This is a genomic window from Streptomyces sp. NPDC016562, from assembly GCF_043076955.1.
In the GTDB taxonomy this organism is placed as follows: domain Bacteria; phylum Actinomycetota; class Actinomycetes; order Streptomycetales; family Streptomycetaceae; genus Streptomyces.
Genome location: NZ_JBIBRZ010000003.1, coordinates 530556 through 545002 on the forward strand (window position 1 = coordinate 530556; position 14447 = coordinate 545002).

The following is a 14447-nucleotide window of genomic DNA, read 5'->3' on the forward strand; positions in this document are numbered from 1 at the left end:
CGCGTTCTCGTACGCGCACACGCACCCCAGGGCGCCGCCGAGCCGAAGCGACCCCCGAATGCGTTCAACAGGTCTCTCGGTACCGATGGCGTCCTGCCCGACCGATTGAGGTTCCCTTCCCGTGTTCAGCTTCAGCATCATGGCGATCGCCTTCGGAGTCGTCTTCCTCGCCGAACTCCCCGACAAAACGGCCCTCGCCAGCCTGCTGCTCGGCACCCGCTACCGCGCCTCGTACGTCTTTGCCGGCATCGCCGCCGCCTTCGCCGTCCACGTGGCCCTCGCCATCGCCGCAGGCAGCGTCCTCACCCTGCTCCCGCACCGGCTCGTCCAGGGCATCGTCGGCGTCCTCTTCTTCGCGGGGGCGCTCATGCTGCTCCTGAAGAAGGACGACGGGGAGGGCGAGGAGGTCAAGGCGCCCGCCGACCAGTCCTTCTGGAAGGTCTCAGGGGCGGGCTTCATGCTCATCCTGGTGGCGGAGTTCGGCGACCTGACCCAGATCATGACCGCCAACCTCGCCGCGCGGTACGAGGACCCCATCTCTGTCGGCATCGGCGCCGTGCTGGCCCTGTGGGCGGTCGCCGGCATCGGCATCCTGGGTGGACGGACGCTGATGAAGTACGTGCCGCTGCGACTGGTGATCAAGATCGCGGCCGCGGTGATGGCGGCGCTGGGCGCGTTCTCGCTGTACGAGGCGATCGGGGGGTAGGGGCGGGGTGGGGCCTGGGGTGGGGGCAGGGGCGGGGGGTAGGGGTAGGCGGCGGGGCGGATATGTCGTTGCGGCGGGAACGCGCACGGGGCACCCTCGTGCGGTGACTGACACCACGGCCCCCACCAGCGCCTCGGACGAGCCCGCGCACTCGTCTTCGCCCTCTCCGTCGCCTTCGTCTGATGCGGATCCGCAGTTCGGCTGGTCCAACATGTTTGTGCACCCCGACGACGACCCCCGTACCGACGGAGGGTTCCAGGGGGAGCGTGCCGTACTCGTCGGCTACCTGCGCGACCAGCGGCTGACGCTGGAGCTCAAGTGCGCGGGACTCGACGCGAAGGCCCTCGCGCGGCGCTCGGTGGAACCGTCCAATCTGTCCCTGCTGGGTCTCGTACGTCACCTCGCGGGCGTGGAGCAGTACTGGTTCAGGCAGGTCATGGCGGGCCAGGACGTACGCCGGCACTACCGCTCGGAGGAAGACCCCACGGCTGATTTCACCGGCGCGGTGGCCGACCCGACGGTGGTCGCGGACGCCTGGACCACCTGGCGAGCCGAAGTCGCCTTCGCCGAACACCTCGTCGAGCAGGCCCCCAGCCTCGACGTCGCAGGTGACAGCGACGGCGAGCCGGTCGAACTCCGCGAGGTCCTGGTCCACATGATCGAGGAGTACGCCCGCCACAACGGCCACGCGGACTTCCTACGGGAACGCGTCGACGGGCGCCGGGGGCAGTAGGGGCGGGGCTTCGCGGGGGCGGGCTTCGGCGGGCGGGAGCGGGAAGGATGGGGTGGCTTCGGGTCGGCGGGAGCCACGCGGGCGGCATCAGAGAGGTCTTGGGGGTTTCCCGTCAGTCTCATCGTCTCTCCGTGTCGGGCCGGTCCCTCAAGGGCGCTCCCTTCGGTCGCGTCGCTGCGCGATGGCCTTCGGCCACCCTTGACCGACCGTCCCGCCCCGGACATACGAAGACTGCCGGGAAACCCCCAAAGGAACGGGCCGGGTCTTCTGGTCTAGGGGCGGGGAGGGTCGCGATGCACGGGTTGGGCGCCGGCGGCCGGATCTCCAGGAGCGGCCCCACCTCCCGGGGACCCGGGGTCGGGGGTGACGCGTCAGATCGCTACGCGCTTCTCATCTCTCAGCGTCCGACGCCCGTCCTAGGCTGGACATAGGCCGCCACAGATCGCTACACGGTCCCCGACGACGGCGACTGCCGGTCGTTTGTGGTGGAGAGGGCCGGCAGGGGGCTGGTGGAGGGTCGTGGGCGTCGATTCCTCGCCTCAGCCGAGCTGTACTCCCATCAGAGCGACCCCACTCCCCACAACCGGCGGACATACATCCCCAATTGGGACAAAAGAACGGCCGTTCCGACCGCCCACCCACGCTGACCCGGATACGGCTCGGAATAGCCACGCTCTGGTGCCTGGACCTCCCCAGACAGCCGTCAGACGCCGTCTTCGTAGACATCGAAGACTCGTGGGCGGCCTATGTCCAGCCCCGGACGGCCGTCGGACGCTGAGAGATGAGAAGCGCGTAGCGATCTGACGCGTCACCCCCGACCCGGCGATCCGATGACGATCGGCCCGCCTCGCGGACCGTCCGGCCAGCGCCCAGGTCGGTGGTCCCACGCTGCCCGTCCCTGTAATGGATGGCCCGGCCCGTTCCTTTGGGGGTTTCCCGGCAGTCTTCGTATGTCCGGGGCGGGACGGTCGGTCAAGGGTGGCCGAAGGCCATCGCGTAGCGACGCGACCGTAGGGAGCGCCCTTGAGGGGCCGGCCCGACACGGAGAGACGATGAGACTGACGGGAAACCCCCATACGCATCTCTGATGCCGCCCGCGGGGCTCCCGCCCCCGAAGCCTGCCCGGCTTAGTTCGCCGGCCGTACCGTCAGCTGGATCGAGCCGTCGGGGGTCGTCGTTACGGTCAGGTGCGTCAGGTCCGGGACGTGGGCCGTGGGGGTGTGGGCTGCCGCGCGGGGGCCCACGCCGATCACGCGCATGCCCGCGGCCCGGCCGGCGGCGATGCCTGCGGCCGAGTCTTCGAAGACGATGCAGTCGGCCGGGTCCACGCCGAGCGCGGCTGCGCCCTTGAGGAAGCCCTCGGGGTGCGGCTTGCTCACCTGGACGGATTCGGCCGTGACCCGTACCTCGGGCATCGGCAGGGCGGCGGCCGTCATGCGGGCCGTGGCCAGGGCGGCGTCGGCGGAGGTGACCAGGGCGTGCGGCAGGCCGGTGATCGCCGCCATGAACGCCGGGGCGCCCGTGATCGGGACCACACCGTCGGTGTCGGCCGTCTCGCGGGCCAGCATCACCGCGTTCTCCGCGTGGTTGATCTCCATCGGGCGCTCCGGCAGGAGCACGGCCATGGTGGCGTAGCCCTGGCGGCCGTGGACCACCTTCAGGGCCTCCTGGGGGTCCAGTCCGTGCGACACCGCCCACTCGCTCCAGCAGCGTTCGACCACCGCGTCGGAATTGACGAGGGTGCCGTCCATGTCAAGGAGCAGGGCCTTGGCGGTGAGGACGACGGGTGCGGTGGTGGTGCTGGCCGACATCGGCGGGGCTCCAGACAGGGCGGGAAAGAGAACAAGTGGTTCCGTCCACCGGTCAGGGAGTGAGGACGGAACCACTTTGTTCCTACACGATACAAAACGAAGGGGGGTCCGCGCCAATCGGTGGAAAGCCCGCCCCGCTACCCCTCCAGCGCCCGGCGGGTGATCGGGCCGTACACGCCCCATTCCTCATCGATGTCGTTGTTGTACTGGAAGGTCGACACGGCGTTCTCCACCCGCCAGTCGTACTTTCCGTTGATCTTGCCGTCGTAGAGACCCCGAGCCGTCAGCAACTGCTGGAGCTTCTGCACCTCCGGACCCGAATCGCCGTACCGCAAGGTCGGGCCGGACGCGGCCGGCGGGGCCGAAGGGCTGGCGGAGCGGCTCGCGCTCGGCGACGGGCTCGGGGAAGGCGGCGCCGACGACCGGGACGGGCTCGGCGACGGGGAAGGTGACGCCGACTTCGAGGGGCTGGGCGACGGGGAGGCCGACGGGGACGCGCTGCCCGGGGTCGGGGAGGCGGTCGGCGCGGTCGGGGCGGCGCTCACCGCGGGCGCCGACGCCTTCGCGTCCCGCAGGGCGGAATCGCTCCCCGCCGAACTAGGCAGCACCCACACGGCTACGGCCGTCCCGCTCAGGGCGACCACCGCCGCGGCGGCGATCAGCAGGGCCAGTGGGCGTCGGGAGGCCGGGCGGCCGCCGGTCCGCTTCTCCGGGCCCCCGCCCCCGCCCCCACCCCCTCCCTCGCCCCAGTTCGCGTTCCCGTTTCCGTTCCCGGTGCCGGTGCCGGTGCCGGTGCCAGTGCCGTTCCCGGTGTCGCTCCCGTTTGCGGTTCCGTTGGTGTCGGTGATGGCGGTGGCGTCACCGACCGCAATGGTGCCCATGCCACCGCCGACCTGCGTGGCGCCGCCGTGCGGGTGGGCGGCGTGCGGGATCGAATGGAGTTCGGTCGTCTCGGTCGTCGAGCCGGGCGGGCTCGACGGGTGCTCCGGCGTGGCCTGCCACGGGCCCGCCTGCCACGGGCCGTCCTGCCATGGGCCGGGCGGTGGCGGTACAGGTGTTCCGTATGGCGGGGTGTCGTTCTGTGCCGCCGTGGGGTGGGGGGCCGGGGTCACCACGCTCGATATGGACGGCGGGGGCGCCGGCTCGTCCGGTTCGCCCGGGTCGGGCAGCGTCACGTACGGGCGGATGCGCAGGGGGTTGAAACCCACACCCGGCGCGCACCCGCAGCCGGCACTCATGGCGCCGCATTGTGGACAGTGCTCACCGCTCACTGGAATTCCTCCCTGGCCGTTTGCCTGCGATTATGCAGACCCGCCGGAGCCCTCCCAACCCGCCCGAGAGGCCATAACCGGACACACCGCTCAGGATGGAGATGTTGATCCGGCCTGAGGAGGAGTCGATGGCTCAGGATGTGACCACGGAGGCCGTGGACCCCGGTTCCGGCCCGCGCAAGTCCGGCCCCGCCCCCGAGCACACCCCCCGCGAGGTGCTCGTCTCCATCGGTGCCCTGCTGCTGGGCCTGCTGATCGCCGCACTCGACCAGACCATCGTGTCCACCGCGCTGCCGACGATCGTCAGTGACCTCGGAGGCATGGCGCACCTGTCCTGGGTCGTCACCGCCTACATGCTGGCCTCCACCGCGGCGACCCCTCTGTGGGGCAAGCTCGGCGACCAGTACGGACGCAAGAAGCTGTTCCAGTACGCCATCGTCCTCTTCCTCATCGGGTCGGCGCTGTGCGGGCTCGCGCAGAACATGCCCCAGCTCATCGGCTTCCGCGCCTTGCAGGGCCTGGGTGGCGGCGGACTGATCGTGCTGTCGATGGCGATCGTCGGCGACATCGTCCCGCCCCGCGAGCGCGGCAAGTACCAGGGCCTCTTCGGTGGCGTCTTCGGTGCGACCAGCGTGCTGGGCCCGCTGCTGGGCGGCCTGTTCGTGGACCACCTGTCCTGGCGCTGGGTCTTCTACATCAACCTCCCCATCGGTCTGGCCGCGCTGCTCGTCATCGCGGCCGCCCTGCACATCCCGGCGCGCCCCTCGAAGCACACCATCGACTACCTCGGCACCTTCCTCATCGCCTCCGTCGCCACCTGCCTCGTGCTCGTCGCCTCCCTCGGCGGCACCTGGGGCTGGGGCTCGGCCCGGATCATCGGGCTCGCCGTCCTCGGCGCCGTGCTGCTCGTCGCCTTCCTCTTCGTGGAGCGGCGGGCCGCCGAACCGGTCCTGCCGCTGCGGCTGTTCCGCATCCGCACCTTCACGCTCTGCTCGGCGATCAGCTTCGTCGTCGGCTTCGCGATGTTCGGTGCGATGGTCTACCTGCCGACCTTCCTCCAGGTCGTCCAGGGCGTCTCGCCGACCATGTCGGGCGTCCACATGCTGCCGATGGTGCTCGGCATGCTGATCTCCTCCACCGTCTCCGGCCAGATCGTCAGCCGCACCGGCCGCTGGAAGGTCTTCCCGCTCGCCGGTACCGCCGTCACCGCCGTCGGCCTGCTCCTCCTGCACCAGCTGCACCGCACCAGCTCGACCTGGGAGATGAGCGCCTACTTCTTCGTCTTCGGTGCGGGCCTCGGACTGGTCATGCAGGTGCTCGTCCTGGTCGTGCAGAACGCGGTCAGCTACGCCGACCTGGGCGTCGCCACGTCCGGCGCCACCTTCTTCCGCTCGATCGGCGCCTCCTTCGGTGTGGCGATCTTCGGCACGATCTTCACCAACCGGCTCGACGACAAGCTGGCCACCGCCCTCGCGGGCGTTCCGCTGCCGCCCGGTGCGGGCGCCGCGCAGCTGGAGGCCGATCCGCGGGCCATCGGCGCACTCCCCGCCGAGCTGCGCCCCCGCGTGCTCGACGCCTACGCCACCTCCATCACCGACGTCTTCCTCTACGCCGTGCCGGTCGTCCTCGTCGCCTTCCTCGTCGCCTGGTTCCTGAAGGAGGACAAGCTCCGCGGTTCGGTCACGGCACCCGATGTGACCGAGACCCTGGCCTCCAATCCGGTCGAGCGCTCCTCGCACGACGAGGTGGCCCGCGCGTTGTCGGTGCTCGGCACCCGCGAGGGGCGCCGCCACGTCTACGAGAAGATCACCGAGAAGGCCGGCTTCGACCTGCTGCCCGCCGCGAGCTGGCTCCTGCTGCGGATCAACAAGTACGGGTCCGCGGAGCCCGCGATCCTTGCCGAGCGCACCAACGTGCCGCTGAGGGCCATCACGGAGGCCGCGCGCCAGATCGAGGAGCGTGGGCTCGCCGTCCGGGACGGGCTGCCGCTGGTGATGACCGACAAGGGGCGCGCGGCCGCCGTGAAGCTGGCCGAGGCCCGGCAGGAGTCCCTCGCCGAACTGCTCGGTGACTGGTGGGGCCCGGACCGGCCGACCGACCTGGTCAAGCTGGTCCAGGAGCTGAACAGCGAGCTGTGCGGATCCGACACCGAGGAGCCCTACGACGCCGCCCCGCGGCGCGACCACGCCCTGCACTAGTGAGGGTCTGAGAAGTCACGCGAGGTGTTTCTCGAACCAGTGCTCGGCATAGGGGCCGGAGTTGTAGGCGGGTATTTCCGCATACCCGTGCCGCGCATACAACGCGCGGGCCTCCACGAGGTCCGACCGGGTATCCAGGCGGACGCGTTCCGCGCCCAGGGCGCGGCCCTCGGCCTCCAGGACCTCGAGCAGCGCGGCCCCGCCGCCGGTGCCGCGGGCGCGCGGGTCGACGTAGACGCGGGTGAGCTCGGCGGTGGCGGGGTCCAGGAGTCGTATGCCGCCGCAGGCCAGGGGCTCGCCGTCCAGCCGGCCGACGACGAACCGGCCCGTCGGCGGGGTGAGCCCCTCGTCCGGGAAGTCGAGCAGTCCTTGGTCGATCTCGGCTTCGGTGACCTGGCGTTTCCAGTACCGGCCTGCGACCTCCGCGTAGTACGCGCGGCGCAGGAGCGTGGCGTCCGGGGTGTCGTAGGGCTCGGGGGTCACGGTCCAGGTGACGGCCTCAGTGAGGGACAGTTGAGCGTTCGGGTGAGTGTTCATGGCGTCATTGTGGAGTCCGGGACGGAGGGCGTGCGTTGGAATATCCACAGGCACGGGCCGATGATGAGGAAAAGGGTAAATAGCACAAATGGAGGGTGTGAGCGCCATGTCCCAGCATCCTGACGCCGTCCTGGTCCGCCGTGGCTACGAAGCCTTCGCCAAGGGCGACCTGGAGACGCTGAGCACGCTGTTTACGGCCGACGTCATCCACCACGTCCCCGGCAACAACCCGCTGTCCGGACACCACAAGGGGCGGGAGGCCGTCCTCGACCTCTACCGCAGGCTGGCGGAGGAGACGAACGGCACCTTCCAGGCCGAGCTGCACGCGGTGCTGGCGGACGGCCGGGGCCACGTCATGGCGTTCCACACGGCCCGCGGCGACCGGGGCGACCGGGGCATCGAGGTCCAGCAAGGCCTCTTCTTCACCATCGTCGGCGGCAAGATCACCGACATCGACGCCTGCACCCAGGACATCGACGAGGAAGACACCTTCTGGAGCTGAGCCGAGCCGAGCCGAGACGAAGAGAAGTCGCTGCGGTCCGGGGACCCCGCCCCGGACCGCACGGCGCCGGGCTCCGCTAGGCCTTCTTCGGCGCCGCCTGCTGCACGACCTCGAACGACCACACCGTCGACCCCGACGCCGCCGGCTTCGGGCGCTCGCCGCCGCCCGCCCCGCCGCCCTGCGCCCCGCCACCCTGGTGCGCGGCCTTCATCGGCCCCTCCATCCAGGCCTGGAAGTCCTCCTCCGAGCGCCACCGCGTGTAGACGAGGTACTGGTCGGTGCCCTCCACCGGGCGCAGCAGCTCGAACCACTCGAAGCCGTCCGAGGACTCCACGGCACCCGCCCGCGAGGCGAAACGCTGCTCCAGCACTTCCCGCTGCTCGGCGGGTACGGTCAGCGCGTTGATCTTCACGATGCTCATGCGGGCCATCCTAGGTATCCGGCGCGGGATATCGTCGTCCAGGTAATGAAACGCGGTATGAAGCGCGGCAGCCAGGCGAAGTCAGGGTTGCGGTCAACAGGGCGGGAGGCCGGCGGGGCGTGGCTAACGCGGCAGAGCACAGCGGTGCGAACGGACATGCCGGAGTCATAGGCGATGACAACAGGCTCGGGGCGGCACGCCTCCTCCTGTGGGCGCTGGCGGGTGCCCTCGCCGTCAGACAGGCGGCCGTCGTGCTACGGGTGCCACCCGGCGAATGGCTGAGCGGCCTCCACCTGCCCGGCGGTCTGCCCGGCTCGCTCTACGACACCGGCCAATTCGCCGGCACGCCCTTCGCCGGGCTGGTCCTCAAGCCGCTCGCCGGTTTCGCCGCCCCGTCGCTGGAGGTGGCCTGGACCTGCGTGACGCTGCTGTTCGTCGCCGCGATCGGGCTCGTCGCCGCACGCGCCCTGGCCGACCCGGTGCCCCGGCGCACCGCGCTGCTGGCCGCGCCCGTGCTCACCGCCCTGATGATGGTCTCGCTGCCCGTCCGCGAGGCCGCCTCACCGGGCCAGACCGCCGTGCTGCCCGTGCTGCTGGTACTGCTGGCCGTCTTCCGCGTCCCCGGTGACCGGCCCGCCGGACTCCTCGCCGGTCTGGCCGCCGCGCTCCAGCCGGGGCTGCTGCTCTTCGCCCCGCTGCTGTGGCTGACCGGGCGCCGCCCCGCCGCGCGGACCGCCGCCGTGACCTTCGCCGCGGCCACCGCCCTGTCCTGGGCGGCCATGCCGCGCGACTCCTGGACGTACTGGGTCGAACACCTGGCCGGTACCGGCCTCGGCGGCGCCCCCGACAGCCTCGCCAACCAGTCCCTGCACGGCGCGCTGCTGCGCCTCGGCCTGACCGGGCCCGCAGAGATCCTCCTCTACGCCGCCCTCGCGGGCGCCGTGGTCTGGATCGGCCTGCGCCGTGCGGTCCGCTACGCCCGCGACGGCCAGCTGCTGCTCGCCGTCGCCATCACCGGCTGCACGGCCGTCGCCGTGTCCCCGACCGGCTGGCGCTACCAGCTGCTGTGGGTCCTGCTCGCCGTCGCCGGGAAGGTCGGCCGGCGCGCCGCCGACCGGCCCGTGTGGCCGGTGGCCGTGGTCCTCGCCATGACCCTGCCGAGCGCGGTGCTGCTGCCGAACCTGGCCGCGCTGGCCCCCGTACGCGACAACGTGCTGCTGCTCACCGCGCTGGCCGCGGCCTGCGCCGTACCGTTCCAGCCGCGCTCCTCGCCGTACTGGCGCGAGCCCGTCCCCACCGACTACGGGCGCCCGGCGGCGGCCCGCTGGGCGCGGGTGCCGCTGCTGCCGTTCTGGCGGCGCGTACTGTCCCGGCCCAACCTGCTGCTGGAACTGCTGCTGATACGGGTCGGGTACTCGCTCTACTCGCACATCCGTGCGGCGGCCCCCACCAGCCGCTCGGTCGCCGAGGGCAACGGCAGCCAGATCCACGGCATCGAGCGGGCCCTGGGCCTGGACATCGAGCACGCGGTGAACCACGCCGTCGTGAACACGCCGTGGGTGGAGGCGTTCTTCAACTTCTACTACACCTCCTTCCACTTCGTGGTCCCGCTGACGATCCTCGCGGTCCTGTACTGGCGGCGCCCCGGCGACTACCGCTGGGCCCGCGCCTCGCTCGGTCTGGCCACCGTCCTGGCCCTGGCGGGCTTCTGGCTCTACCCGCTGGCCCCGCCGCGCCTGATGCCCGGACTCGGCTTCATCGACACCGTGCACGGACCGCAGGACCTGGCCAACCCCTCGTACGGGGCGATGACCGCGATCTCCAACCAGTACGCGGCGATGCCCTCGCTGCACTTCGGCTGGTCGCTGTGGTGCGGCATCGTGATCGTCGTACTGGCGCCGAAGGGCTGGCAGAAGCTGCTCGGGGCGCTGCACCCGCTGATCACGGTCTGCGCGATCGTCGCCACCGCCAACCACTGGGTCCTGGACGCGGTGGGCGGTGCGGTCGTCGTGGCCGCCGGCTTCGGGCTCGTGTACGCGCTGTCCGGGCCGCGGGGGCTGCAGGTGAAGCTGCCGGTGCAGCGGGCCGCCGCGGGTGCGCAGGAGGAGCCGGCCGTACGGGATGCGGCGGCGGGCGTGCGTTCGTAGGTCGCGTTCGTAGGCCCCGCTTGCGGCATGTGCGGCGCCCCCGTTCCGCGATGGCGCGGTGCACCCCTCGCGCGCATCATGGGAGGGGCGCGCCAAGGCCGTTCCCCCGTGCGGGGAGCGTGAGGACCTGGCCTCGGGGAGAGAGAGGGACATCTCCATGAGGAAGCGCACACATACCCGCACCGGCACGCGTACGCGGACGGACACCCGCGCCGCGGTGGCGCTCGCCGCAGCGGGTGTTCTGACCGTCTGCCTCGCCCCGGCGGCCCACGCCACCGGTGCCGTCGCCCAGCCGTGGCCGCACTGCCAGGAGGCGAGCGCCGATTCGTACGACAAACCGCCCCCCGCCGACCCGGGCCGCTTCGGGTACGGGGTGCTGCCCGCCACCGAGGGCGTGACCTGCCTCATCAACCAGGAGCGCCAACGGCTCGGCCTGCAACCGCTGTCGGACTCCCCCGAGCTGAGGGAGGCGGCGAACAAGCACGTGACGGCCGCGCTGGCCCTGAAGTGGTGGGGCAAGGGCAAGGACCCGCACCAGAACCCGCAGGTGCCCGGTACGGGCCAGGAGCAGATCGCGGCCCGCATCAAGAACGCCGGGTACTGCGCGAACGGCACCTCGTGGGAGGGCTACGAGATCGCCTACAACGGGTGGGGCGGCAACGGCACTCCGCGCGCGGCCGTCAGGTGGTGGCTGCAGAGCCCGACCCACGCCGAGATCATCCGCAACCCGGCCCTGACCGAGTTCGGCATCGCGCCGAGGGGCGGCGCGGCCGATCCCGAAGGAGCGGGGGCCTTCGACGCGGGCACGTACGTGGTCACGCTCGGCAGGTGCGAGAAGTAGCGCGCGCGGGCGGCCGGAAGCCCCCCCTGCGCCCGTACCCCCGCCCTGCTCAGTCCTTGCCGGGGCTGGTGACCCGGAGTTCCTTGATGCCGTTGAGCCAGGCCGCGCGCAGGCGGCGCGGCGGCTCGCCGGACAGGCGCAGGTCGGGCAGGGCGTCGGCCAGCGCGTTGAAGATCAGGTCGATCTCCATGACGGCCAGGGACTTGCCGAGGCAGAAGTGCGGGCCGCCGCCGCCGAAGCCCAGGTGGGGGTTCGGGTCGCGGGTGATGTCGAAGACGTCCGGGTTCTCGAAGACCTCGGGGTCGTGGTTGGCGGAGGAGTAGAACATCCCCACCCGGTCGCCCGCCTTGATTTTCCGCCCGCCCAGTTCGGTGTCCTGGGTGGCGGTGCGCTGGAAGGACACCACCGGGGTCGCCCAGCGCACGATCTCCTCCGCGGCCGTGGAGGGCCGCGTGCGCTTGTACAGCTCCCACTGCTCGGGGTGGGTCAGGAAGGCGTGCATGCCGTGGCTGATGGCGTTGCGCGTGGTCTCGTTGCCTGCGACCGCCAGGAGCAGGACGAAGAAGCCGAACTCGTCGGAGCCCAGGTTGCCCTCGCCCTCGGCCGCCACCAGCTGCGTGACGATGTCCTGGGCCGGGCACTCCTTGCGCTGCGCCGACAGGTTCATCGCGTAGCCGATGAGCTCCATCGCCGCGTTCGAGCCGACCTCCTCGGTGATCGCGTACTCCGGGTCGTCGTAGGCGATCATCTTGTTCGACCAGTCGAAGATCTTGGCGCGGTCCTTCTGCGGTACGCCGATCAGCTCGGCGATGGCCTGGAGCGGCAGCTCGCACGCCACCTGCGTCACGAAGTCGAAGCTGCCGTCGGCGGCCGCCGTCGAGGCCTCCTCGGCGATCTTCCGGGCCCGGTCGCGCAACGCCGTCTCCAGGCCGCGGATGGCCCGCGGGGTGAAGCCGCGCTGCACGATCTGGCGTACGCGCGTGTGTTCCGGCGGATCCATGTTCAGCATGATCAGACGCTGGGCATCAATCGCATCACGCGGAATGTGCTCGTTGAAGCGGATGATCGCCGTGTTGACGGTGGAGGAGAAGAGCTCGGGGTGCGTGGAGACGTACTTGACGTCCGCGTGCCGGGTCACGGCCCAGTAGCCCTCGTCGTCGAAGCCGGTGACACCGCGCCGCTGCGGGCACCACCACACGGGAGCCGTCTGCCGCAGCTGCGCGAACTCCGGCAGCGGGACCCGGCTTTGGAGGAGGTCGGGGTCGGTGGCGTCGAAGCCTTCGGGCAGCGCGGGGCAGGACATCGGGCGACTCCAAGGTCTGACGGCCCATCAGATGGTGGCTCGAAGGTAGTAACGAGTTCTAGAAGTGACAAGGGCCGGGGCGCCAACTGTTGCGTGGGGAAACCGTGCAGGGCACGTGCAAGACCCTTGCGTGGCGGGGCGTGAGGTCATAAGACTGCGGGGAGAACTAGAACGCGTACTAGTTCGGGCGGGGCGCCGGGACGGCCCGCCGCGCCGGCACAGTGCAGGAGAGGACGAGCTCATGGCCGCGGAACCCGTCATCGTCGAAGCCGTACGCACCCCGATCGGCAAGCGCGGGGGCGCGCTCGCCAACCTCCATCCCGCCTACCTGCTCGGTGAGACCTACCGCGAACTGCTGGCCCGTACCGCGATCCAGCCCGACTGCGTCGAGCAGATCGTCGGCGGCACCGTCACCCACGCCGGCGAGCAGTCGATGAACCCCGCCCGCAACGCCTGGCTCGCCATGGGCCTCCCCTACGAGACCGCCGCGACGACGGTGGACTGCCAGTGCGGCAGCTCCCAGCAGGCCAACCACATGGTCGCCAACATGATCTCCGGCGGCGTCATGGACATCGGCATCGCCTGCGGGGTCGAGGCCATGAGCCGCGTGCCGCTGGGCTCGGGATCCAAGCACGGCCCCGGCAAGCCCTTCCCGGACGAGTGGAACGTCGACCTGCCCAACCAGTTCGAGGCCGCCGAACGGATCGCCCGCAACCGGGGCCTGACCCGCGAGGACGTCGACCGGCTGGGCGTGCTCTCGCAGGAGAGGGCCCGCGCCGCGTGGGCCGAGGAGCGGTTCAAGCGCGAGACCTTCGCCGTCCAGGTGCCGACCACGGAGGAGGAGCAGGCCGCCGGGCAGGGCATGTGGCGCCTGGTCGACCGGGACGAGGGCCTGCGGGACACGAGCATGGAGGCCCTGGCCCGGCTCAAGCCGGTCATGCCGACCGCCGTGCACACCGCCGGGAACTCCTCGCAGATATCCGACGGGGCCGCCGCCGTCATGTGGGCGTCGCGCAAGATGGCCCGCGCCCTCAAGCTGCGGCCGCGCGCCCGGATCGTCGCCCAGACCCTCGTCGGCGCCGACCCCCACTACCACCTGGACGGGCCGATCGACGCGACCCGGGCCGTGCTCGGCAAGGCCGGGATGTCGCTGAAGGACATCGACCTCGTCGAGATCAACGAGGCCTTCGCCTCCGTCGTCCTCAGCTGGGCCCAGGTCTTCGACCAGGACCTGGAGAAGGTCAACGTCAACGGCGGCGGCATCGCGCTCGGCCACCCCGTCGGAGCCACCGGCGCGCGGCTGATCACCACCGCGCTGCACGAGCTGGAGCGCCGGGACAAGGAGTTCGCGCTGATCAGCATGTGCGCGGGCGGCGCGCTGGCGACCGGCACGATCATCCAGCGCCTGTAGACGCTGCACGCGGAGCCCGTGGGATGGGATGCGGAAGGCCCCGGTGGGCCGGACCTGGGGAGGCCGGCCCACCGGGGCCTTCGTATGACTGACTGCTGGCTATCGCTGCCCGCCGGTGGCTTAGTACCAGTGGTTGGCGGACCAGAAGTTCCAGGCGCCGACGGGGCTGCCGTAGCGCTCGTTCATGTACTCCAGGCCCCACTTGATCTGCGTGGCCGGGTTGGTCTTCCAGTCGGCGCCCGCGGAGGCCATCTTCGACGCCGGCAGGGCCTGGGCCAGGCCGTACGCGCCGGAGGAGGGGTTCGTCGCGGTGTGGTCCCAGCCGCTCTCGTGCGAAATGATCTTGTCGAACGCAGCGAACTGGGCCGGGTCCTTGATCATCTGCTGGGCGATCGCCTTGGCGCTCATCGGGGCGGCCTGCGCGGGAACCGCGGCCAGCATGGAACCGGCGACGCCCAGGGCGAGGACGGTACCCGCGAGGGTCTTCTTGGAAGCGGCGATGCGGCGGATGACGACGTTGGGCACGGATGAAACCTTCCGAAGGGGACAAGGGCGGTCGCAGGCAT

General features: G+C 71.1%; 13 protein-coding genes. 7 read left to right on the plus strand and 6 right to left on the minus strand.

Annotated elements, in window-relative coordinates:
- Nucleotides 1-121: 121 nt before the first annotated feature.
- Entirely contained in the window at nucleotides 122-706 is a 585-nt protein-coding gene (locus ACF059_RS17550; protein WP_392057678.1) for a TMEM165/GDT1 family protein, read from the plus strand.
- Between the two features lie 211 nt (nucleotides 707-917).
- Nucleotides 918-1439, plus strand: coding sequence for a DinB family protein (locus ACF059_RS17555; RefSeq protein ID WP_392058150.1), 522 nt, complete (start codon nucleotides 918-920; stop codon nucleotides 1437-1439).
- Nucleotides 1440-2566: 1127 nt separating this feature from the next.
- On the opposite strand, the gene ACF059_RS17560 is transcribed toward ACF059_RS17555, so the two are convergent.
- Nucleotides 2567-3250: an HAD-IA family hydrolase gene (locus ACF059_RS17560; protein ID WP_392057681.1), complete on the minus strand. Its 684-nt coding sequence runs from the start codon at nucleotides 3248-3250 to the stop codon at nucleotides 2567-2569.
- 137 nt (nucleotides 3251-3387) lie between these two features.
- A complete protein-coding gene (locus ACF059_RS17565; protein ID WP_392057684.1) occupies nucleotides 3388-4458 on the minus strand; it encodes a peptidoglycan-binding protein in 1071 nt (356 codons plus the stop codon).
- Between the two features lie 191 nt (nucleotides 4459-4649).
- Between ACF059_RS17565 and ACF059_RS17570 the strand changes: the two genes are divergently transcribed.
- Nucleotides 4650-6719 (plus strand): DHA2 family efflux MFS transporter permease subunit, encoded by a 2070-nt coding sequence (locus tag ACF059_RS17570; RefSeq protein WP_392057687.1) that lies wholly within the window; start codon nucleotides 4650-4652, stop codon nucleotides 6717-6719.
- Nucleotides 6720-6734: 15 nt separating this feature from the next.
- Here ACF059_RS17570 and ACF059_RS17575 read toward each other — a convergent pair whose 3' ends face one another.
- Nucleotides 6735-7256, minus strand: a complete 522-nt coding sequence (locus ACF059_RS17575; protein WP_392057691.1) for a GNAT family N-acetyltransferase — start codon at nucleotides 7254-7256, stop codon at nucleotides 6735-6737.
- A gap of 106 nt (nucleotides 7257-7362) precedes the next feature.
- Here ACF059_RS17575 and ACF059_RS17580 point away from each other — a divergent pair, with 106 nt between their 5' ends.
- Nucleotides 7363-7758 (plus strand): nuclear transport factor 2 family protein, encoded by a 396-nt coding sequence (locus tag ACF059_RS17580; RefSeq protein ID WP_392057694.1) that lies wholly within the window; start codon nucleotides 7363-7365, stop codon nucleotides 7756-7758.
- A gap of 76 nt (nucleotides 7759-7834) precedes the next feature.
- Here the strand turns inward: ACF059_RS17580 and ACF059_RS17585 are convergent, their stop codons facing one another.
- Complete coding sequence (locus ACF059_RS17585; RefSeq protein WP_361940984.1) at nucleotides 7835-8179, minus strand: antibiotic biosynthesis monooxygenase; 345 nt, start codon at nucleotides 8177-8179, stop codon at nucleotides 7835-7837.
- A 119-nt stretch (nucleotides 8180-8298) separates the two neighbouring features.
- Here ACF059_RS17585 and ACF059_RS17590 point away from each other — a divergent pair, with 119 nt between their 5' ends.
- Together ACF059_RS17590 and ACF059_RS17595 are read left to right on the plus strand one after the other, a co-directional pair.
- Complete coding sequence (locus tag ACF059_RS17590) at nucleotides 8299-10326, plus strand: phosphatase PAP2 family protein (protein WP_392057697.1); 2028 nt, start codon at nucleotides 8299-8301, stop codon at nucleotides 10324-10326.
- A 157-nt stretch (nucleotides 10327-10483) separates the two neighbouring features.
- Complete coding sequence (locus ACF059_RS17595; protein ID WP_392057699.1) at nucleotides 10484-11167, plus strand: CAP domain-containing protein; 684 nt, start codon at nucleotides 10484-10486, stop codon at nucleotides 11165-11167.
- Nucleotides 11168-11216: 49 nt separating this feature from the next.
- On the opposite strand, the gene ACF059_RS17600 is transcribed toward ACF059_RS17595, so the two are convergent.
- Nucleotides 11217-12470 (minus strand): cytochrome P450, encoded by a 1254-nt coding sequence (locus tag ACF059_RS17600; RefSeq protein ID WP_392057703.1) that lies wholly within the window; start codon nucleotides 12468-12470, stop codon nucleotides 11217-11219.
- Between the two features lie 241 nt (nucleotides 12471-12711).
- Between ACF059_RS17600 and ACF059_RS17605 the strand changes: the two genes are divergently transcribed.
- Nucleotides 12712-13881 carry a steroid 3-ketoacyl-CoA thiolase gene (locus ACF059_RS17605; RefSeq protein ID WP_392057706.1) on the plus strand — a complete coding sequence of 390 codons (1170 nt, stop codon included), beginning with the start codon at nucleotides 12712-12714 and terminating at the stop codon, nucleotides 13879-13881.
- A gap of 120 nt (nucleotides 13882-14001) precedes the next feature.
- On the opposite strand, the gene ACF059_RS17610 is transcribed toward ACF059_RS17605, so the two are convergent.
- The gene (locus tag ACF059_RS17610; RefSeq protein ID WP_392057709.1) at nucleotides 14002-14406 is read right to left on the minus strand and encodes a transglycosylase SLT domain-containing protein; all 405 of its coding nucleotides are present in this window, start codon (nucleotides 14404-14406) and stop codon (nucleotides 14002-14004) included.
- Between the last annotated feature and the right edge of the window lie 41 nt (nucleotides 14407-14447).

Excerpts from the sequence above, each read along its gene's own strand:
- ACF059_RS17570 (WP_392057687.1), top strand. The coding sequence starts at position 4,650 with ATGGCTCAGGATGTGACCACGGAGGCCGTGGACCCCGGTTCCGGCCCG.
- ACF059_RS17555 (WP_392058150.1), top strand. The coding sequence starts at position 918 with ATGTTTGTGCACCCCGACGACGACCCCCGTACCGACGGAGGGTTCCAG.
- ACF059_RS17580 (WP_392057694.1), top strand. The coding sequence starts at position 7,363 with ATGTCCCAGCATCCTGACGCCGTCCTGGTCCGCCGTGGCTACGAAGCC.
- ACF059_RS17595 (WP_392057699.1), top strand. The coding sequence starts at position 10,484 with ATGAGGAAGCGCACACATACCCGCACCGGCACGCGTACGCGGACGGAC.
- ACF059_RS17585 (WP_361940984.1), bottom strand. The coding sequence starts at position 8,179 with ATGAGCATCGTGAAGATCAACGCGCTGACCGTACCCGCCGAGCAGCGG.
- ACF059_RS17575 (WP_392057691.1), bottom strand. The coding sequence starts at position 7,256 with ATGAACACTCACCCGAACGCTCAACTGTCCCTCACTGAGGCCGTCACC.
- ACF059_RS17605 (WP_392057706.1), top strand. The coding sequence starts at position 12,712 with ATGGCCGCGGAACCCGTCATCGTCGAAGCCGTACGCACCCCGATCGGC.
- ACF059_RS17600 (WP_392057703.1), bottom strand. The coding sequence starts at position 12,470 with ATGTCCTGCCCCGCGCTGCCCGAAGGCTTCGACGCCACCGACCCCGAC.
- ACF059_RS17560 (WP_392057681.1), bottom strand. The coding sequence starts at position 3,250 with ATGTCGGCCAGCACCACCACCGCACCCGTCGTCCTCACCGCCAAGGCC.